Here is a 20,574-nt window from a genome sequence, read left to right on the forward strand (position 1 = left end):
TTGGTAATGGAAAAGTTAGCCTGTTTTAAAGCTTATGATGTGCGCGGTAAGTTGGGTGAGGAACTGAATGATGATATCGCCTATCGTATTGGGCGTGCTTATGGTGAGTTTCTGAAGCCGAAGACTATCGTCCTTGGTAGCGATGTACGTCTGACCAGTGAAAGCTTGAAGCTGTCTTTGGCAAAGGGGTTGCAAGATGCGGGCACTGACGTGATCGACATCGGTATGACCGGTACCGAAGAGGTCTATTTTGCCACCTCACATCTGAAAGCGGATGGCGGTGTGGAAGTGACTGCCAGCCATAACCCCATTGATTACAACGGAATGAAGCTGGTTCGTGAGGGCTCACGCCCTATCAGCGGTGATACCGGCTTGCGCGCTATCCAGGAACTGGCGGAGAAAAACCAATTTCCTGCACCGGCCGTATCTCGTGGCAGCTATGTTCGTCAGGATGTGCTGGCCGATTATGTTCAACATGTGCTGTCTTATGTCGATGTTGCAAACCTTAAACCACTGAAGTTGGTTATCAACTCTGGTAATGGTGCCGCCGGTCATGTGATCGATGCGATTGAAGCCTCCCTTAAAGCTTTGAACGTTCCGTTGGAGTTTATCAAGGTTCATCATCAGCCGGACGGTACCTTCCCGAATGGTATCCCTAATCCGCTATTGCCAGAATGTCGTGCAGATACCGCCAATGCGGTGCGCGAGCATGGCGCAGATATGGGGATTGCCTTCGACGGTGATTTTGACCGTTGCTTCCTGTTTGACGAAAAAGGCGACTTTATTGAAGGGTATTATATTGTTGGCCTTCTGGCAGAAGCTTTCCTGCAAAAGCAGCCAGGCGCAAAAATCATTCATGACCCACGCTTGAGCTGGAACACCATTGATGTGGTGAGCGAAGCGGGCGGGGTGCCGGTAATGTCGAAAACCGGGCATGCTTTTATTAAGGAACGCATGCGTCTGGAAGACGCTATTTATGGCGGCGAGATGAGTGCGCACCATTACTTCCGCGATTTCGCCTATTGTGACAGCGGTATGATCCCGTGGTTGCTGGTGGCTGAACTGGTCTGTGTTAAAGGGCAAACCCTGGGGCAACTGGTACAGGACCGCATTGCGGCTTACCCTTCGTCTGGGGAGATCAATATCAAACTGGCACAGCCGGCGGCGTCAATTGAAAGCGTCAAGCAACATTATCTGGCGCAAGCCGGTGAGGTTGACTACACCGATGGCATCAGCATGGAATTTGCCGATTGGCGTTTTAACTTGCGTTCATCCAACACCGAGCCGGTAGTTCGTCTCAATGTTGAGTCACGTGCGAATGTGGTGTTGATGCAAGAGAAGACTGAAGAAATTTTGGCAATGCTATCACGCTAAAAAACATCCGTGATAATGCGCTGTTTATGTGGGGCGGCTATGGCCGCCCTTCTTTCAAAATACCGAGAATATTTTTTGATTTAGTGAGCATATCATTCGGGTTTTGGACGGCCGATTATGATTTTTGTGGGCTTTTTGATAAAGAAGGTTTACTTAAAAATGGTCTCCGGCTCTGAAGTAAAATGCATGCTGGTATCAAATTACGGATGTGAATAAGGGGGTTTTATGGCGATTCTAGTCACAGGTGGTGCCGGTTATATTGGTTCTCATACGGTTTTAGCTCTGCTGGAGCGTGGTGAAGATGTTGTAGTACTGGACAACTTATCAAACGCATCGGAAGAATCTTTGCAACGTGTAGAACAGTTGGCGGGTAAGGCCGCGACCTTCTACAAAGGCGATATTCAGGATAATCACTGCCTAAAGGGTATCTTCAGCGAGCATAAAATCAGTTCCGTTATTCATTTTGCTGGCTTGAAAGCTGTAGGTGAGTCGACTCGTAAACCGCTGGAATACTATCAAAACAACGTCGCAGGAACTTTGGTGTTACTGGAGGAGATGCGACGTGCTCACGTAACCAAGTTTATCTTCAGCTCTTCTGCAACGGTCTATGGTGAAAATTCTCCGGTTCCTTATGTAGAAACCACGCCAATTGGCGGAACTACCAGTCCCTATGGCACTTCAAAATTGATGGTTGAGCAGATTTTGCAGGATTTTGCCAAGGCTGAGCCTGAATTTTCTATCATTGCCTTGCGCTACTTCAATCCGGTCGGAGCACATGAGTCGGGGATGATTGGCGAAGATCCTAATGGTATTCCGAATAATCTGCTGCCGTATATTGCGCAGGTGGCTATTGGCAAGCTTGATAAACTTGGCGTATTTGGTGGTGACTATCCGACAGAGGATGGTACCGGTGTGCGCGATTATATCCACGTAGTGGATCTGGCCGAAGGCCACTTGATGGCAATGGACCATTTGGAAAAGATCGGAGGGTTCAAAGCTTACAATTTGGGGGCCGGGGTAGGGTATTCGGTGCTTGCTATGGTGAGGGCTTTTGAAAAGGCATCTGGCGTGGCGATCCCGTACCAGGTTTTGCCGCGTCGTGATGGTGATTTACCAGCCTTCTGGGCGGATGCCAACCTGGCTCGTCAGGAGTTAGGCTGGGAAGTGCGGCGTGGCATTGATGAAATGATGCGCGACACTTGGAATTGGCAAAAAAATAATCCTCAAGGCTACCGCAACTAACTATTTCTATTAAAAATATCTACCCATTTCCCTCATCTCATGATTGCAGCTTGTAGACTACAGGTTGCGATCATGTGTCTAAGAATATCCCTATTTGTCATCATCATTCAAACCATAATCAAGCTAACCATTTGATGCGTATTGTAATTGTAAGATAAGCCTTTTATTCTGCCTGTTTAATGAGCGTTCATTTTCAGATAAGCCTGAAAGAACGGATAATGTACAGGTGTTTTGATGGGTAAGGTGATAGCATACGCAACAAAAATATTGTGCTGTTGTCATACTTAGCCTACCAAGATGACAGTGATATGAAATTTTGCGTTATGGCTGATTTTTAGCGGCAGAGCACAACGAGAGAAAAGATATAAATTGCTTTAATATCAGTCCATTGGTAGCTGTTGAGCCAAGGGCGGTAGCGTGCCCTTTTTAGTGCCTGAAGCCGGAAGTTTCAAGTTAACTCCGTGAAATCATGTCTTCCGTAGAGTGTGAAACTGTAGCCCTTGTGATGGGTCGTGTACTACTTCCCCGCAGTCAGATTCGATATGTAGAAATTCCCTCCCAGCGTGATGCACTTTCTTAAGTTTTTTTGAATTTATGGTTCTATATAGCTAAGTGTTATAAGGAAAAAAAATGTTACTTCCAGTAATTATGGCCGGTGGTACAGGTAGCCGTTTATGGCCAATGTCCCGCGAACTTCATCCTAAACAATTTTTGCGTCTGCATAGTTTGCATTCAATGCTGCAGGAAACGTTAAAACGTCTTGATGGAGTTGAGGTTAGCGAACCTGTCGTAATCTGTAACGAAGATCACCGCTTTATGGTAGCTGAGCAACTGCGTCAAATTGACATGTTGTCTCATAACATCATTCTTGAACCTATTGGCCGCAATACGGCACCGGCTATAGCTTTGGCTGCTCTGAATGCCATCGCGCAGGGGCATGATCCTATCATGCTGGTGTTGGCTGCGGATCATATTATAAAAGACGTTGCTACTTTCCATCATGCCATTGAAGCCGCGATACCTTACGCCGCCGGACAGAGCCTTGTTACCTTTGGTATTGTGCCTAGCGGACCGGAAACAGGCTATGGCTATATCCAACGTGGCGAAAGCACTGGCGAAAATGCAGAAGCGTCCAGTGTAAAACGCTTTGTTGAAAAACCTGATCTTGCTACAGCGCAATCTTATGTAGATTCCGGAGAGTACTTCTGGAATAGCGGCATGTTTATGTTCCGTGCCAAACGTTATCTGGAAGAGTTGGAGCGGTTCCGCCCGGATATTCTGGATGCATGCCGTCTTTCCTTGGCGGATACTGAGTGCGATAAAAACTTTATCAATGTTAATTATGATGCATTTTCCAGTTGCCCAGACGAATCAGTTGATTATGCGGTTATGGAGAAAACTCATGATGCCGTCATGATCCCGTTGGATGCCGGTTGGAGTGATGTAGGGTCATGGTCGGCATTGTGGGAAGTCAGTCAGAAGGACGAAGCAGGTAATGCGCTAACGGGGGATACCTTCCTTCACAATACTCGTGATTGCTATATCAATACTGACGAAAAGTTGGTTGCTGCCGTTGGCGTAGATAACCTGGTGATTGTGAACACTAAAGACGCCGTATTAGTGGTTGATAAATCCAAGGTGCAAGATGTCAAAAAAGTCGTAGAGCACCTGAAAAAGCATAAACGTAGCGAATACAGAAGACATCGAGAAGTGTATCGTCCATGGGGCATTTGCGATCTTCTGGTGGATGAAAAACGTTTTAATGTGAATCGCATCACCGTAAATCCTGGCGAAGCTTTCTCTTTGCAGATGCATCATCATCGTACTGAGCATTGGGTGGTGCTTGCGGGCACGGCAAGAGTAACAACCGGAGATAAAACCTTTTTGCTGACAGAAAATCAGTCCACGTTTATTCCTATTGGTGTTATTCACCGCTTAGAAAATCCAGGGAATATTCCGTTGGAACTGATAGAAGTGCAAGCGGGGTCTTATTTAGGGGATGATGATATTATTCGTATTAAAGATCATTACGGGCGTTGCTAATTTTTGAGGTTTTAATGAGTACCTTAACTTGTTTCAAAGCATACGATATCCGTGGGCAGCTTGGCGAAGAGCTAAATGAGGATATTGCCTACCGTATCGGCCGTGCATATGGCGAGTATCTTAAACCGCAGCGCGTTATCGTTGGTGGAGACGTGCGGTTGACCAGTGAATCACTCAAACTGGCCTTGGCTAACGGATTGCAAGATGCTGGTGCTGATGTATATGACATTGGTATGAGTGGCACCGAAGAAGTGTACTTCGCGACTTTCCACCTTGGTATGGATGGTGGTATCGAAGTTACGGCGAGCCATAATCCAATGGATTACAACGGCATGAAACTGGTCCGTGCTAACGCACAGCCAATTAGCGGTGATACTGGCTTATTAGCAATTAAGCAACTGGCGGAAGAAAATTCATTCACGCCTGTTACAGAAAATAAGCGTGGCAGCTATCAACAGATATCTGTCTTGACCGAGTATGTTGATCACTTACTGGGCTATATTGATACTGCAACACTGAAACCAACGAAGTTGGTGATTAACTCCGGTAATGGTGCTGCAGGGCATGTTATCGATGAGATAGAGCGTCGATTTAAACAAAATAATGTCCCTGTATCTTTTGTCAAAGTTAACCATCTGCCGGATGGTAATTTCCCTAATGGAATACCTAATCCATTATTGCCGGAATGTCGTGCTGACACAGCGAAAGCAGTACTTGAGCATCAGGCTGACATGGGGATAGCTTTCGACGGTGATTTCGACCGTTGTTTCTTGTTTGATGAGAAAGCGAACTTTATCGAAGGTTACTACATCGTTGGTCTTCTGGCCGAAGCTTTCTTGCAAAACAATCCAGGCTCCAAGATTATTCATGATCCTCGTCTTTCATGGAATACCATCGATATTGTTAATCAAGCCGGTGGTATTCCTGTCATGTCGAAAACGGGGCATGCTTTTATCAAAGAACGCATGCGAAAAGAAGATGCCATCTATGGCGGCGAGATGAGCGCACATCATTATTTCCGTGACTTTGCTTATTGTGATAGCGGCATGATTCCATGGTTATTGGTGGCAAGTTTGCTGTCTACAAAAGAGAAACAGCTCAGTCAATTAGTCGGTTACCGCATGCTGGCTTACCCCGTTTCAGGGGAAATTAATCGCAGGGTTGCTAATGTTGATAAGTTAATTAATAAAATACAAGAAACCTATAAAGCTGCAGCTGTAAAATTTGATTATACAGATGGTCTAAGTATTGAATTAGAAAGTTGGCGTTTTAATATACGGGTGTCGAACACTGAGCCTGTAGTAAGACTTAATGTTGAGTCAAGAGCTGATGAACGTGTAATGAAAAATAAAACGGAAGAGCTACTTGTGCTTTTAGATGGGATGGAAAAATGAAGAACTTACTCATGTCGATATATAATTATCGAGGGTTTATTGGAAGTAGCATTAAGCGAGACTTTCAGTCTAGATATAAGACTAGTATGCTTGGTGCCGCATGGTTGGTATTACAACCGCTCGCAATGATAATAGTCTATACGGTTATATTTGCTGAGGTTATGAGAGCAAGAATGCCTGGCGATACAGGACCGTTTGCATATAGCATTTACATATGTTCAGGACTGTTAACTTGGGGTTTTTTTGCTGAGTTGGTGACACGACTACAAACTGTTTTTGTCGATAACGCAAACTTCTTAAAGAAAATAAACTTCCCTAGAATATGTCTTCCTGTTATATCTCTGGGCGCTTCATTTATAAATTTTTTGATTATATTTTCACTTTATATATTGTTCCTTGCTTTTACAGGGAATTTCCCCGGCGTGTACATTTTGGGGATGATTCCTTTGTTAATTGTTCAAATTGTTTTTTCATTGGGGTTGGGTGTTACTCTCGGAGTGTTAAATGTATTTTTCCGTGATGTGTCACAATTTATGAATATACTTCTTCAATTTTGGTTCTGGTTTACACCGATTATTTATATAATTGATATACTACCAAAATGGGCCAGTAAATGGCTGATGCTGAATCCTATGACAGGTCTTATTGTAGGTTATCAGAATATATTTGTGAAAAATAAATGGCCTGATTGGAGCAATCTATACTTAGTTGGAGCATTATCCATGATACTGCTTATTGTTGCCCTTCACTTATTCCGGAAACATTCCGGTGACATGGTAGATGAATTATAATGAGTAGTATAATTGTAGAGGGTATTTGTAAATCCTATAAAAAATACAATAGTCGTTATGACCGTCTTATTGAGTGGTTTTCTCCATTTAATAGTTGTCGACATAGTGTTACCACTATCCTAGACGATATCAATTTCACCGTGAATCCTGGCGAGGCTGTTGGTATCATTGGGGTAAATGGTGCGGGCAAGAGTACGTTGCTTAAGATCATTACTGGTACCACAGCAGCGACACAAGGACGTGTAAAAATAAACGGGCGCGTTGCCGCATTGCTAGAATTAGGGATGGGCTTTCACCCAGACTTTACTGGTCGCGACAATGTTTTCATGTCGGGGCAACTACTTGGCATGTCACTTGAGCAAATTAGAGAGCTCATGCCATTTATTGAAGAGTTTGCAGAGATCGGTCAATATATAGACCAACCTGTACGCACTTATTCTAGTGGGATGCAAGTTCGTCTTGCTTTCAGTGTTGCGACTGCCTTGCGACCAGAAGTATTGATTGTTGATGAAGCCCTTTCTGTAGGAGATGCGTATTTTCAAGCTAAATGTTTTTCTCGCATAAAAGAATATAAATCACGGGGTACAACTTTATTGATTGTATCTCATGATCAAGCTGCAATTGCAAACCTATGCAGTAGAGCAATTCTTATTGAAAAGGGTAGGGTCGTAGCGGATACTGTGCCTACCGATGTCATGAATTTGTATAATGCAAAGCTTTCAAAAACGTCAGATACTATGGATGTTAAACTTCATGAAGGGAAAATGGTATCAGGAGACCTTCGTGCAGTTGTAAATGGATTTTATATTATTGATAGCAATGGTAATAAAGTTGAAACATTAACAGTTTCAAATAAATATGAACTCTGTTTTGAAATAGACAATAAAGAAATTAGTTCTGGATTGACTCTTGGTTTTCATATTCGTGACAGATTGGGGAATGTTATTTTTGGTACTAACACTCTGGCATTGAAAGCGAATATTTCCAGCTTAGGACCTAAGCTGGTTAAGTTTATCTTGAATATGAATATTGGCGTTGGTGAGTTTTCAGTCTCTGCTGCGTTGCATAAAGAGCGCGATCATTACGAAGAGTGTTATCACTGGGTTGATGGCTTGGGTACATTTCATGTCGTTGCGCCAGAGAGAATTTTTGTTGGTAGTGCATGGCTGGATGCTGATTGCCAAATAGTTAACTTGGAGAAATAGTTTTGATTTTAAATTACTTTAAGCGTTTAACTAAACACCTTAATGACTCAACGTCTCATAATAATGCTGTACTTGAGACCTTGAATGATTTAAATAGTAAAATTGAATCGTTGGGAGAGGAAGTTAAAGGATTAAAGGAGTTACAAGGAGTTGAACCTGTTGTTGAATCACCTGATGACCTGTTTGTTTTACGGAATGATTTGGCTGAACATAAAGACGGTATTTCCAAAATCGATAACGCAGTGCATAAAGTTGCAGATAGACTGGAGTTTGTTCGCGAAGAGCTGATGTTTGAACTCAGGGTGAAAACAGGTTCATTTAAAGATAAAACAGAAGTTACCAATATTGAAAGCAAAGTTTTAAATAATGATAAATACGATTCAGGAATACGACGTATTAACGTAGGTTGCGGTCACGTTCAAATCGAAGGCTACATTAATGTTGATGCAAGGGAAATTCCTGGTGTTGATATAATTTCTTCCGCAAGTGAATTGCCATTTAACAATGGTGAGTTGGAGGAGATTTATTGCGCACATTTAGCTGAGCACTTTACTGAGCTAGAGCTTAAAAGAATCATACTCCCTCATTGGTTCAGTAAAATCCGGGAAGGGGGGCAACTGCATATCGTTGTACCTGATGCGCATAGCATGATAAAAGATTATATTGCAGGTGAAATGAACTTTGAAGACTTACGTAAAGTAACTTATGGCGCACAGGATTATGAAGGTGATTTTCATTATACTATGTTTACGACAGACAGCCTGACACAACTGCTTATCGAAGCCGGTTTTGATAGTGTTTCTGTTGTCGAAGATAACAGAAAAAATGGACTGTGTCGTGAAATGGAGTTGATTGCACGGAAGGTGTGATTGACATGCTAGGATAAAATTATGAGCATCAATATGCTTGACGAAGTTAACGCTAAAATAAAACAAGAGATTCTTCGGGAGAGAGAAGTAAGACTGACATCTCAAGACTCTTATTTATCGGCCATCCCGAAAAGCTTGCAGTTCCGGGCGTCTTCAAAGCTGTATCATATAAAGGAACTTATTTCTTTATGCAAAGAAGACTATCGTGATTTGATCGTTGCATTAATAATGAAAGATAAACGAGAGAATGTTAAAGGTTATCATATAATCGACCGTTTTCGTACGCGCCCCTTTATATTTATTAGTTTGCTTTCGCTTCATCCTGAGAATAAGGTTAAGATTTTGGGGAAAACTCGATTTGTTGCAATCAAATTGTTAATGAAAAACCCCAAATTATTGGATGTTGCCACGAAACTATATAGAAAATATAAGAGGTAAGCAATGTTTAATCATTTTAACGGTAAGGTGATTCAAGTTATCGAATCACTTGATGTTTATGACGCATGTTCTAATCATGTTGTAAACATTAATACTGCATTGAAAGATATATTTTGTATTGATTCTCAGGTTTATGTTTCACATTTCCATCCCGAAAGAGAAGGTATTACCAATCATATTAGCTCACTAAGTGCTAATGAAGAAGATATTATCATTTATCACTTCTCTGGGTTCTCTGAAATTTGTTCTGATTATGTTCTTAAACAAAATTGTTTAAAAGTGATGTTATATCACAATATTACCCCTCATTATTTTTTTGATAAAAATAGTCAGCTTTATAAATATTGTAAGCGTGGGCGTGAGCAGTTAAAGGAAATTGTTAATAAATTTGATTTTGTTGCTGGTGTAAGTAATTATAATATTAAAGAGATCGTAGAGTTAGGTTATGACTCGGCTAAAACATTTAAGCTTCCAATTATAATTGATGATATCGATGAGAAGAAGTTTTCTAACGCTAATAATAAAGAAAAAAATATTCTTTTCGTTGGTCGAATTTGTGAGAACAAGCGACAAGATAGGCTTGTAGAAGTTTATGGTAAGTTGCGCATTAAGTTTCCAAATATTGGAAAGTTGATTCTCGTGGGTGGGTATGATTCATCGTCTTCTTTTTATAAGCGGATCGTACGCATTATCAATGAACTTGGTCTGCAGGATCATGTGTGCATTACCGGGAAAGTCAGTCAGTCAGTGCTGGATGAATATTACCAAAGCGCAATGTGCTTACTGTGCTTCAGTGAACATGAAGGTTTTGGCGTTCCATTACTTGAAGCTGCATTATATAATATTCCTGTATTGGCTTTAGATGCAGCAGCAGTCTCTGAAACTTTAGATGCTTCTTCTGGTATTTTTAAAAATGATGAAGAGCTATTTGATAAGTTCGAAAAAATACTCAATGATGATAATTTCGTCGTTACATTATTAGAACATCAAAGAAAGGTTCTCCATTCGTGCGGTTATAGCGCTTGGCTGAAAGTTGCGTCTGAGTTTCTAACTAAAATTATTGGTGGGCCGGGACGCTTCAAATCAGTCAGCTTTGTTATTTGTACATTCAACCGTGCGGATTATCTTGACCGCTGTTTAGATTATTTAACGAGAAGCTATAACAGTAATTTCGAAGTCGTTGTTGTGAATGGCCCATCAACCGACCATACATCGAAGGTTATCGAGAAGTGGCGTCATAAGATTGTTTATGCAGACAATCCAATTCGTAACCTTTCGGTTTCTCGGAATATAGGCAGTAACCTAGCGTCTGGCGATGTTATAGCATTCATTGATGATGATGCTATGCCATTTTACAATTGGTGTGACCGCATTCTTGATTACTATAATGCATCTCATAATTTTGTTGCCGGCGTAGGTGGTCCAACATATTATGCTGGGACTTTACAGTTTCAAGCCATTGATATTCTTGTAGATAGTTTTGGTTCTGGTGTTACAAATCCGGATAGGGAATTATACTTTAACACTGATTATCATCGAACGTTGCTAGGAACTAACTCATCATTCCGTCGGGACTATTTATTGTCTACTGGATCTTTTGATGAAGAATATGATTATTTCCTCGATGAGACTGATGTCTGCTTTAGGCTTATTGAAAATGGTTATAAAATTCATCATTGTCCAGATGCTTATTTACGGCATGAGTTCGCGCAGAGTGATAATCGGGTAAGCAAGTATAAATACAATTGGTTCTCCATTGTTAAAAATACAGTATATTTTGCTTTGCGATTCAACCAAGGCGATAAAGATTTTATTATCGCCCAGACTAGAAAAATAGTAGAAAAAGAACGTATAGCATATCTTGAGAGCGGGGCTCGGTCAGGGGAGTTATCACAAGAAGACTTTAAATTACTTGTTAAAAGTGTTTGGGATGGTTTTGATGCGGGCATTGCTGCAGCAAGTCATCCTCGTAAATTGATTAAATTAACTTCTAATAATACGAAGCTGCTTCCGTTTGAGGTCAATAACCATGGCGGAGGATTTAACAAGCTGCATATAGTTCTTGTCACCAAAGAGTTCCCACCATTTACTAAGTCGGGTGGGATTGGAACACTTTATTACCATCTAGCAAGTGAGCTTTTATTACAGGGGCATGATGTTACTGTAATCACCCAAGGGAATGAAGATAGGCTCGAACGTGGTAATTTCCGCCTGATTAGTCTCTCAAAACCAGAGGTCACTGAAAACTATACGAACTCAGTTATTGCGAATGTCAATTTATCTTGGGCAGTAAAGGTTGCAATTACAATAGATGCGTTGAATGACGAGATTCCGATTTCTGTAGTTGATACTTGCCTGTGGGACGCTGAATGTTACGCTTTCCAACAGATAAAGGAAGAACTAAACATACCTCTGGTTGTTCGTTTGGTCACGCCATTAATAGTTGCGGATGAGACCAATGGCTGGAATATGCCAACCCTTGATAAAGATTTGCTCGTTGAGTTCGAACGTTCTATGGTGAGAGCCGCGGATGCTGTTGTACCTATCAGCCAATCCATCCAAAATACATTCACTAAGCGATATAAGATTGACGCAGACGAGCGTTTTAACATTATCAATGCTGGTATTGCCTATTGGCCTAGCTACGATGTGTCGCGTGGTTATAGTGACATTAGCCATTTCCCAGAATTGATTAGTGCCAAAGAAAATGGAAAAATGATTTATCTGTTCTTGGGCAGATTGGAAAAACGCAAAGGAGTTGATGTTTTTATTAAGGCAATTGCTCAATTTAATCAACAATTCCACGAAAAAGCTAGCGATGTGATGTTTGTATTTGCTGGTCATGATGGTATTGGAGTTCAAGCTCTGCTTGAGGAACACTTAGCTGGAAAACAGTATAATGTTACTCTCTTAGGTGAAGTGTCGGACTGGGATCGCGAAAAACTGTATGCTTTTTGCGATGTGGTTGTTTTCCCTTCACGATACGAATCTTTTGGCCTTGTGCCTCTTGAGGCTTTTGTGCATGGTAAACCTGTCATTGGCAGTAGTGCTGGTGCAATACCTGAAGTGGTATTGAGTGAACAGTGTGGTCTCATTTTCAAGGACGGTTCAGAGCAGGATTTGGCTGAGAAAATGGCAATTCTTTGTAATAATGAGGCGTTCTACAAAACGCTTTCTGACGGTGCTAAAGCCCGAGTCAAAGATTTATCCTCAAACCGTTCCGCGTTACAATCCGAAGAGTTATATCACCGTTTGATCTTAGGTATTCAATGATTATGAAAATTGCAGTAATTACTGGCATCACTGGCCAAGACGGCGCTTATCTTGCAGAACTACTGTTAGAAAAAGGCTACGTGGTTCATGGAACCTATCGTCGTACCAGTTCTGTCAATTTCTGGCGTATTGAAGAATTGGGTATTGATAAACACCCAAATCTGAATTTGGTTGAATACGATCTGACCGATCTTTCCGCCAGCATTCGTCTGCTTCAACAAACCGGTGCTACTGAGGTCTATAACCTGGCAGCGCAGAGTTTTGTGGGTGTTTCATTTGAGCAACCTATTACTACCGCCGAAATTACCGGATTGGGTCCGGTAAATCTGCTAGAAGCGATCCGTATCGTTAATCCGAAGATTCGCTTCTATCAAGCCTCAACGTCCGAAATGTTCGGCTTGGTGCAAGCTGTTCCTCAGAAGGAGGACACACCTTTCTATCCGCGTAGCCCTTACGGTGTTGCGAAATTATATGCTCACTGGATGACGATTAACTATCGTGAAAGCTACGGCATTTTCGCTTCCAGCGGTATTTTGTTCAACCATGAGTCTCCTTTGCGTGGTCGTGAGTTTGTTACACGTAAAATCACTGACTCAGTTGCCAAAATCAAACTGGGCCAATTAGACGTGCTTGAGCTGGGCAATATGGACGCGAAGCGCGATTGGGGGTTTGCCAAGGAGTACGTGGAAGGAATGTGGCGTATGCTTCAAGCTGAACAACCGGATACTTTCGTGCTGGCAACCAATCGCACCGAAACCGTGCGTGACTTCGTCTCCATGGCCTTTAAAGCTGCGGGCTTCACTTTGCGCTTTGAAGGTAAAGAAGAGCAGGAAATTGGTGTTGATGTTGCTACGGGTAAAATCTTGGTTCGCGTTAATCCGAAATTCTACCGTCCTGCCGAGGTTGAGCTCCTGATTGGTAATCCTGAACGCGCTAAAGAAATTTTAGGCTGGGAGCCGAAAACCACTTTGGAACAGCTTTGCCAGATGATGGTCGAACAAGACATTCGTCGTAATCAGAACGGATCCTCATTCTGATGTTTGGCGCTGGCAAACGTGCCTTGATTACAGGCATTAATGGGTTTACCGGCCGCTATGTGGCAGCGGAACTATCCGCTGCCGGGTATCGGGTGTTTGGGTTGGGGTCATTACCCTCAACCCAAGAGGATTATTTGCAGGTCAACCTATTAAATGCGGATGAACTGACTGATGCTATTGCACAGGTTAAGCCTGATGTCGTGGTCCATTTGGCCGCGATTGCCTTTGTTGGTCACGGCGATACCAGTGCGTTTTACAGCGTTAACGTAGTAGGAACCCGTAATTTATTGCAGGCGCTTTATGATTGTGGCAAATCCTTGGATGCTATCCTGATTGCGAGCAGTGCCAATGTTTATGGCAATAGCATCGAGGGAAAACTGGACGAGTCCACAGCAGCAAATCCAGCAAATGATTATGCGGTAAGTAAGTTGGCGATGGAGTATATGACCAAGCTCTGGATGGATAAATTGCCAATATTTATTACCAGACCTTTTAATTATACCGGCGTTGGCCAGGCTGAGAATTTCTTATTACCAAAGATTGTGAAGCACTATAAAGAGAAGGCCGCAATCATCGAATTGGGTAATATTGATGTTTGGCGGGATTTCACCGATGTACGTGCTTTAAGCAAGGCCTATGTGGCGCTGCTCCAGGCTAAGCCTGTGGGGGAAACCATCAATGTTTGTTCTGGCAGAACATACTCCTTGCGTGAAGCTGTAGCACTATGTGAAAAGATCTCTGGTCATTCTTTAGAGATCCGAGTAAACCCTGCTTTTGTGCGCCCAAACGAAGTTAAAAGCCTATGTGGTGATGCAAGTAAATTGCGTTCCACTGTTGGCGAATGGGATACACCACCACTGGAAGAGACGTTACGCTGGATGTTGGAAAACTGAGAATGAAAGTTATATTTGGTACTGACCCGATAAAGTACCCTTTAACCGGGATTGGTCGATATGCTTATGAGTTAGCCAACGGTTTGAAAGAAAGCTCGGAAATTTCTGAGCTTTTATTCCTTAACGGGCGCAGCTTAAGCCAGCAGATTCCTACAGCCAGAGAAATTACTTCCTCAGCTCAGGGGCTGCGTCGACGAGTACAAAAGAGTCATTTTGCATCAGAATTGTATCGCTTGACGGCACCGTGGTTAAAAACTTATACGCTCAGAAAACACCCGGATGCGTTATACCACAGCCCTAATTTTTATTTGCCCCCCAACATTGATCGTTGCGTGGCCACTTTCCATGACCTCTCGGTATTCACCTGGCCACAATGCCATCCGGCAGAGCGGGTTCGTTTCATGCAGAAAGAACTGCTGCTGACTATTAAGCGTGCCAATGTTCTTATCACGGACTCTGAATTTACTCGACATGAATTGGCTGAGTATTTCAATCTGCCTTTGAGCAAGGTTTATGCGGCTCAGTTAGCCAGCAGCGGGGATTTTTATCCGCGTCAACTAGAAGAAATTACGCGTGTTTTATCCCCCCTCGATTTAAAACCGAATCAGTACTGCTTATTTACCGGTTCGATCGAACCTCGCAAAAATATTGAAACGCTCCTGGATGCTTACGAACGCTTGCCACTGACTCTTCGCCTGAACGTTCCGTTGGTTATCAGCGGATTTAAAGGGTGGAGTAGCGAAGGGTTGCATCAGCGTTTTGAGCGGGGCCAACAAGCAGGGTGGTTACGTTACCTTGGCTACACTAAATCAGCTGATTTACCTCTGTTGTTTGCTGGTGCGCGTAGTTTCTTGTTTCCGTCACTGTATGAAGGGTTTGGATTACCCGTGTTGGAAGCGATGGCGTCAGGGGTGCCGGTTGTTTGCTCAGACAGTGCCTCATTGCCCGAGGTCGTGGGCAATTGTGCCTTGATGTGTGCAGCAATGGATGTTGAAACACTCACGGAACTGATTCAAAAAAGTATTGAAGATGAAGTCTGGCGCGAACAAGCCAGGATAAACGGTTTAAACCGGGCAAAACATTTTTCTTGGCAACGTTGCGCGCAAGAAACCATTCTCGCTTACCAGCAGGTTTGATATTTTTCATGTTGAAAGTTCTACATTTTTATAAAACATACTACCCGGATTCTTTTGGTGGCATAGAGCAGGTCATTTTTCAATTAAGTGAAGCCGGTGTCTGTCACCAAATTGAGTCGACGACACTTTCTTTGAGCACCCGTGGCGATATTGATAATGCACGGGTAGGTGTGCACCCGGCTTACTACGCCGCAACTAATTTTGAAGTGGCATCTACGCCATTTTCGGTAAGCGCCATAAGGAAATTCAAAGACTTGGTGGCCCAAGCGGATATTGTTCATTATCATTTCCCGTATCCCTATATGGACTTGGTGCATTTTATTGTCGGTGTCAAAAAACCGACGGTAGTCAGTTATCACTCAGATATTGTCAAGCAAAAACTGGCTCTGAAAATGTACTCACCCCTGATGAACAAGTTTTTGAGTTCGGTAGATTGCATCGTCGCGGCATCGCCAAACTATGTGAAAACCAGCCCGGTGCTGCAAAAATATCTGCCGAAGGTGAGAGTGATCCCTTATGGCCTGGATAAAAAGTCTTATCCGGTTGCCGATGAAGCTCATCTTGAGCGCTGGCGTCAACAAGTTGGCGACCGTTTCTTCCTGTTTGTGGGAGCATTTCGATACTACAAAGGCCTGCATATTTTGCTGGAGGCTATTCAGGGCACTGATTTCCCTTTGGTTATCATTGGTGCTGGCCCAATCGAAGTTGAACTTAAACAACAGGCTCAGGAGCTGGGGTTAAAAAACATTCATTTCTTGGGAGCACTGCCGGATGAAGATAAGGCGGCGTTGCTGCAGCTATGTTATAGCGTGGTATTCCCTTCCCACTTGCGTTCAGAGGCCTTTGGCATCACTTTGCTAGAAGGTGCGATGTATGGTAAATCACTGATATCTAGTGAAATTGGTACGGGAACAACCTATATCAACATCGATCAGGAAACCGGCTTGGTTGTGCCGCCATCCGATCCGCAAGCATTACGCGCAGCGATGACAACATTATGGGAAGATCCTGAGCTGGCGCAGCGATATGGTGAGAATGCAGCCAAACGTTTTCAGGCGCTGTTTACCTCGGAGCGTATGGCGGAAAGTTACATAGAGCTTTATCAACAACTGATCGCCAACTGATTGTAAAACAAAAATATTGTTACATTCTGACGTAAGGTTATACGCAAAAGCGTGACCTATCGCACCAATCACTACCCACGCGGCTCAATCCTGAGTTAACATGTGTGCCACATCACAAAACCTGTTGGCCACAGTTGTTAACAGGGTCATCCTCAGACAGGAGTTCTTCAATGTCCAAGCAACAAATCGGCGTTGTCGGCATGGCGGTAATGGGCCGCAATCTGGCACTGAACATCGAAAGCCGTGGTTACACCGTTTCGATCTTTAACCGTTCAGGCGATAAAACTGATGAAGTTATTGCCGAGAATCCAGGTAAAAATCTGGTGCCGCACTACACCGTCGAAGAGTTCGTTGAATCGCTGGAAAAACCACGCCGCATCTTGCTGATGGTGAAAGCGGGTGAAGCGACTGACAAGACCATTGCTTCCCTGACTCCGCACCTGGATAAAGGTGACATTCTGATCGACGGTGGCAACACCTACTATCAGGACACCATCCGTCGTAACCGCGAACTGTCTGATCAAGGCTTCAACTTCATCGGTACCGGTGTTTCCGGTGGTGAAGAGGGCGCACTGAAAGGGCCTTCAATCATGCCTGGCGGCCAGAAAGAAGCTTACGAGCTGGTGGCGCCAATCCTGGAGAAAATCGCTGCGGTAGCGGAAGGCGAACCTTGCGTGACCTACATCGGTGCTGATGGCGCCGGTCACTATGTGAAGATGGTGCACAACGGCATCGAATACGGCGACATGCAGCTGATTGCAGAAGCCTATTCCCTGTTGAAGCAGGCGCTGAACCTGAGCAATGAAGAACTGGCTGACACCTTTGCCGAGTGGAACAAAGGCGAACTGAACAGCTACCTGATCGACATCACCAAAGATATCTTCACCAAGAAAGATGAAGAAGGTAAATACCTGGTTGATGTGATCCTGGACGAAGCTGCCAACAAAGGTACCGGCAAATGGACCAGCCAGAGCTCTCTGGATCTGGGCGAGCCGCTGTCGCTGATCACCGAGTCGGTATTCGCACGTTACCTGTCCTCACTGAAAGACCAGCGCGTTGCCGCATCTAAAGTGTTGACCGGTCCTAAAGTGACGCCAGTCAGCGGTGACAAAGCCGAATTCGTCGAGAAAGTGCGCCGCGCGCTGTACCTGGGCAAAATCGTTTCCTATGCGCAGGGCTTCTCTCAGCTGAAAGCGGCTTCCAAAGAAAACAACTGGGATCTGCACTACGGCGACATTGCCAAGATCTTCCGCGCCGGCTGCATCATCCGTGCACAGTTCCTGCAGAAAATCACCGACGCTTATGCACAGGACGCGGATATCGCTAACCTGTTGCTGGCACCTTACTTCAAGCAGATTGCTGACGAATATCAGCAGGCGCTGCGTGACGTGGTGTCCTACGCGGTGCAAAACGGCATCCCTACGCCGACCTTCTCTGCGGCAATCTCCTACTACGACAGCTACCGTTCAGCGGTTCTGCCTGCCAACCTGATCCAGGCGCAGCGTGACTACTTCGGTGCTCACACCTACAAACGTATCGACAAAGAAGGCGTGTTCCATACCGAATGGATGGAATAAACCCAACGTTTGAAGCATAAAAAAAGCCGCCGAGGTTAACGCCCGGCGGCTTTTTTATGCCTGCAAAGCAAGACTATTTCTGGTGGCGCTCACGCAGTCGACCAATCACCTTGCTCAAATCCAGATCCTGATCCTGCAACAGCACCAGCAGGTGATAAATCAGATCGGAGGCTTCGTTGGTCAGCTCTTCGCGATCGTTCACCGTTGCGGCCAATGCGGTTTCCACGCCTTCTTCACCGACTTTCTGTGCGATACGCTTGGTGCCGCTGGCGTACAGGCTGGCGGTGTAAGAGCTGTCGGGGCTGGCGTTTTTACGCTCCGCCAGCAGTTGCTCCAACTGATACAGAAAACCCCAATCGCTGGCGGCCGGGTGGAAGCAGCTGGTATTGCCCAGATGGCAGGTCGGGCCAATCGGATTGACCAAAATCAACAGCGTGTCGTTATCACAGTCTGGGGTGATGCTCACTACGTTGAGGAAGTTGCCAGAGCTTTCGCCCTTGGTCCACAGGCGCTGCTTGGTACGAGAGAAGAAGGTGACCTTGCCGCTTTGCTCGGTAGCGGTCAGCGCTTCCTGGTTCATGTAGCCGAGCATCAGCACTTCGCCGGAAACGGCATGCTGCACAATCGCCGGCAGCAGGTGGTCAGTTTTTTCCCAGTCGAGCTGGCTTCTTTGTTGTTCTGTTAACACAGGCGGATCTCCACACCTTGGGCGGCCAGGAACTTTTTCAGTTCGCCGATATTAATGATTTGCTTGTGGAACACCGACGCGGCCAGGGCGCCGTCAACGTCCGCATCACGAAACGCTTCCAGAAAGTGTTCCATGGTGCCCGCGCCGCCGGAGGCAATCAGGGGTACCTTGCATACCTCACGGACCTTCCGCAGCTGTTCCAAATCGTAACCGTTGCGTACGCCATCCTGGTTCATCATGTTCAACACAATCTCGCCGGCACCGCGTTTTTGCACTTCTTTAACCCAATCCAAGGTTTCCCATTGAGTGACGCGGGTGCGGCTTTCGTCGCCGGTGTATTGGTTAACGTGATACTTGCCGGTTGAGGCTTCGAACCAGGTATCAATACCCACCACGATGCACTGTACGCCAAAGCGATCTGCCAGACGGCTAATTAGATCGGGGTCGGCCAGCGCCGGAGAGTTGATGGAAATCTTATCGGCGCCGAAAGAGAGGATCTGGCTGGCGTCTTCCGGGCTTTTGATCCCGCCGGCGACGCAGAAGGGGATATCAATCACTTCCGCCACTCGCGACACCCAGCTTTTGTCCACTACACGGCCATCGCTTGAGGCGGTGATATCGTAGAACACCAATTCGTCCGCACCTTCCTGCGCATAGCGTTGCGCCAGCGGCACGATGTCACCGATGATCTCATGGTTGCGGAACTGCACGCCTTTCACTACTTGCCCGTCTTTGACATCCAGGCACGGGATTATCCGTTTTGCCAGCATGCGATTGCCTCCTCAACGCTAAACTTACCTTCCAACAGGGCACGCCCCACAATCACACCTTTAACGCCACTGCCACGCAGTTGGGCGATATCGTCCAGGTTGCCGATGCCACCGGATGCCTGGAAGTCAATCTGCGGATAGCGTTGGCTGATTTCCTGGTACAGCGCCACGTTGGAGCCAGCCAGCGTGCCATCGCGGGAAATATCGGTGCACAGCACGTGCTTGAGGCCGTAGGGCAGGAACTGCTCCACCACCTGTTCCAAAGTGGCGTCTGAGTTTTCTTGCCAGCCGCTGATCGCCACGCGCTTGGTGCCGTCGGCGTCGATACGCACGTCCAGCGCCAGCACCATGGCCTCTGCGCCATAGCGCTCAAACCAGCCCTGCACCAACTGCGGTTGTTTCACTGCGGTGGAGCCGATGACCACGCGGGTCGCACCGGCTTCCAGCAGTGCCGAAACGTCTTGCTCATTGCGAATGCCGCCGCCAACCTGTACCGGCACGTTAACCCCGGCGAGCAGTTGGCGCAGCAGCGGGATCTGGCGTGCAGCAGGATCTTTGGCACCGGTCAAATCGACCAGATGCAATACCTGTGCACCCTGTTGTTGATAGTCCTGCAGGCGTGAGCGCGGATCGTTACCGTAGTCGCGCTGTTGGCCGTAATCACCCTGATGCAAACGCACCACGTTGCCGTCGATCAAATCCAAAGCTGGAATAATCATG

Annotated in this window: 17 protein-coding genes; 14 read left to right on the forward strand and 3 right to left on the reverse strand. The window is 45.1% G+C overall.

Features of this window, described 5'->3' with window-relative positions:
- Window positions 1-6: 6 nt before the first annotated feature.
- From cpsG (H0S68_RS07825) to gndA, 14 genes are all read left to right on the forward strand, one after another.
- A complete protein-coding gene (cpsG, locus tag H0S68_RS07825) occupies window positions 7-1,374 on the forward strand; it encodes a phosphomannomutase CpsG (RefSeq protein ID WP_198640284.1) in 1,368 nt (455 codons plus the stop codon).
- 225 nt (window positions 1,375-1,599) lie between these two features.
- Window positions 1,600-2,616 carry a UDP-glucose 4-epimerase GalE gene (gene galE / locus H0S68_RS07830; RefSeq protein WP_198640275.1) on the forward strand — a complete coding sequence of 339 codons (1,017 nt, stop codon included), beginning with the start codon at window positions 1,600-1,602 and terminating at the stop codon, window positions 2,614-2,616.
- 630 nt (window positions 2,617-3,246) lie between these two features.
- Window positions 3,247-4,659 (forward strand): mannose-1-phosphate guanylyltransferase/mannose-6-phosphate isomerase, encoded by a 1,413-nt coding sequence (locus tag H0S68_RS07835; RefSeq protein WP_142815600.1) that lies wholly within the window; start codon window positions 3,247-3,249, stop codon window positions 4,657-4,659.
- A gap of 14 nt (window positions 4,660-4,673) precedes the next feature.
- On the forward strand, window positions 4,674-6,053 hold the full coding sequence (gene cpsG, locus H0S68_RS07840; RefSeq protein ID WP_198640276.1) for a phosphomannomutase CpsG: 1,380 nt from the start codon (window positions 4,674-4,676) through the stop codon (window positions 6,051-6,053).
- The gene (locus H0S68_RS07845) at window positions 6,050-6,844 is read left to right on the forward strand and encodes an ABC transporter permease (RefSeq protein ID WP_198640277.1); all 795 of its coding nucleotides are present in this window, start codon (window positions 6,050-6,052) and stop codon (window positions 6,842-6,844) included. Before cpsG (H0S68_RS07840) ends, H0S68_RS07845 begins: the two co-directional genes overlap by 4 nt.
- Window positions 6,844-8,049, forward strand: a complete 1,206-nt coding sequence (locus H0S68_RS07850; protein WP_198640278.1) for an ABC transporter ATP-binding protein — start codon at window positions 6,844-6,846, stop codon at window positions 8,047-8,049. Before H0S68_RS07845 ends, H0S68_RS07850 begins: the two co-directional genes overlap by 1 nt.
- A gap of 2 nt (window positions 8,050-8,051) precedes the next feature.
- Window positions 8,052-8,918 (forward strand): class I SAM-dependent methyltransferase, encoded by an 867-nt coding sequence (locus tag H0S68_RS07855; RefSeq protein WP_198640279.1) that lies wholly within the window; start codon window positions 8,052-8,054, stop codon window positions 8,916-8,918.
- A gap of 21 nt (window positions 8,919-8,939) precedes the next feature.
- A complete protein-coding gene (locus tag H0S68_RS07860; protein WP_198640280.1) occupies window positions 8,940-9,356 on the forward strand; it encodes a hypothetical protein in 417 nt (138 codons plus the stop codon).
- 3 nt (window positions 9,357-9,359) lie between these two features.
- Window positions 9,360-12,629 (forward strand): glycosyltransferase, encoded by a 3,270-nt coding sequence (locus H0S68_RS07865; RefSeq protein ID WP_217330987.1) that lies wholly within the window; start codon window positions 9,360-9,362, stop codon window positions 12,627-12,629.
- Between the two features lie 2 nt (window positions 12,630-12,631).
- Entirely contained in the window at window positions 12,632-13,666 is a 1,035-nt protein-coding gene (gmd, locus tag H0S68_RS07870; RefSeq protein WP_198640282.1) for a GDP-mannose 4,6-dehydratase, read from the forward strand.
- Entirely contained in the window at window positions 13,666-14,559 is an 894-nt protein-coding gene (locus tag H0S68_RS07875) for a GDP-mannose 4,6-dehydratase (RefSeq protein WP_142815593.1), read from the forward strand. Before gmd ends, H0S68_RS07875 begins: the two co-directional genes overlap by 1 nt.
- A 2-nt stretch (window positions 14,560-14,561) precedes the next feature.
- A complete protein-coding gene (locus H0S68_RS07880; protein ID WP_198640283.1) occupies window positions 14,562-15,695 on the forward strand; it encodes a glycosyltransferase family 4 protein in 1,134 nt (377 codons plus the stop codon).
- Window positions 15,696-15,703: 8 nt separating this feature from the next.
- Entirely contained in the window at window positions 15,704-16,819 is a 1,116-nt protein-coding gene (locus tag H0S68_RS07885) for a glycosyltransferase family 4 protein (RefSeq protein WP_142815591.1), read from the forward strand.
- A 170-nt stretch (window positions 16,820-16,989) separates the two neighbouring features.
- Window positions 16,990-18,396, forward strand: a complete 1,407-nt coding sequence (gene gndA / locus H0S68_RS07890; protein WP_020826040.1) for an NADP-dependent phosphogluconate dehydrogenase — start codon at window positions 16,990-16,992, stop codon at window positions 18,394-18,396.
- A 73-nt stretch (window positions 18,397-18,469) separates the two neighbouring features.
- Here gndA and hisIE read toward each other — a convergent pair whose 3' ends face one another.
- Genes hisIE through hisA form a run of 3 tightly spaced genes read right to left on the reverse strand, consistent with a single transcriptional unit; the run spans window position 18,470 to window position 20,573 of the window.
- Complete coding sequence (gene hisIE / locus H0S68_RS07895; RefSeq protein ID WP_048761750.1) at window positions 18,470-19,084, reverse strand: bifunctional phosphoribosyl-AMP cyclohydrolase/phosphoribosyl-ATP diphosphatase HisIE; 615 nt, start codon at window positions 19,082-19,084, stop codon at window positions 18,470-18,472.
- A complete protein-coding gene (gene hisF, locus H0S68_RS07900) occupies window positions 19,078-19,854 on the reverse strand; it encodes an imidazole glycerol phosphate synthase subunit HisF (RefSeq protein WP_046374042.1) in 777 nt (258 codons plus the stop codon). The genes hisIE and hisF overlap by 7 nt, the downstream gene beginning before the upstream one ends.
- Window positions 19,836-20,573, reverse strand: coding sequence for a 1-(5-phosphoribosyl)-5-[(5-phosphoribosylamino)methylideneamino]imidazole-4-carboxamide isomerase (gene hisA, locus H0S68_RS07905; protein WP_020826043.1), 738 nt, complete (start codon window positions 20,571-20,573; stop codon window positions 19,836-19,838). The genes hisF and hisA overlap by 19 nt, the downstream gene beginning before the upstream one ends.
- Between the last annotated feature and the right edge of the window lies 1 nt (window position 20,574).

This window comes from Serratia sp. AXJ-M, assembly GCF_046531865.1.
Classification (GTDB): Bacteria; Pseudomonadota; Gammaproteobacteria; order Enterobacterales; family Enterobacteriaceae; genus Serratia; species Serratia liquefaciens.

Coding starts and splice junctions, on each gene's coding strand:
- hisF (WP_046374042.1), bottom strand. CDS start 19,854: ATGCTGGCAAAACGGATAATCCCGTGCCTGGATGTCAAAGACGGGCAA.
- H0S68_RS07845 (WP_198640277.1), top strand. CDS start 6,050: ATGAAGAACTTACTCATGTCGATATATAATTATCGAGGGTTTATTGGA.
- cpsG (WP_198640276.1), top strand. CDS start 4,674: ATGAGTACCTTAACTTGTTTCAAAGCATACGATATCCGTGGGCAGCTT.
- H0S68_RS07875 (WP_142815593.1), top strand. CDS start 13,666: ATGTTTGGCGCTGGCAAACGTGCCTTGATTACAGGCATTAATGGGTTT.
- H0S68_RS07860 (WP_198640280.1), top strand. CDS start 8,940: ATGAGCATCAATATGCTTGACGAAGTTAACGCTAAAATAAAACAAGAG.
- H0S68_RS07850 (WP_198640278.1), top strand. CDS start 6,844: ATGAGTAGTATAATTGTAGAGGGTATTTGTAAATCCTATAAAAAATAC.
- H0S68_RS07835 (WP_142815600.1), top strand. CDS start 3,247: ATGTTACTTCCAGTAATTATGGCCGGTGGTACAGGTAGCCGTTTATGG.
- hisA (WP_020826043.1), bottom strand. CDS start 20,573: ATGATTATTCCAGCTTTGGATTTGATCGACGGCAACGTGGTGCGTTTG.
- H0S68_RS07880 (WP_198640283.1), top strand. CDS start 14,562: ATGAAAGTTATATTTGGTACTGACCCGATAAAGTACCCTTTAACCGGG.
- galE (WP_198640275.1), top strand. CDS start 1,600: ATGGCGATTCTAGTCACAGGTGGTGCCGGTTATATTGGTTCTCATACG.
- H0S68_RS07865 (WP_217330987.1), top strand. CDS start 9,360: ATGTTTAATCATTTTAACGGTAAGGTGATTCAAGTTATCGAATCACTT.
- gmd (WP_198640282.1), top strand. CDS start 12,632: ATGAAAATTGCAGTAATTACTGGCATCACTGGCCAAGACGGCGCTTAT.
- cpsG (WP_198640284.1), top strand. CDS start 7: ATGGAAAAGTTAGCCTGTTTTAAAGCTTATGATGTGCGCGGTAAGTTG.
- H0S68_RS07885 (WP_142815591.1), top strand. CDS start 15,704: ATGTTGAAAGTTCTACATTTTTATAAAACATACTACCCGGATTCTTTT.
- gndA (WP_020826040.1), top strand. CDS start 16,990: ATGTCCAAGCAACAAATCGGCGTTGTCGGCATGGCGGTAATGGGCCGC.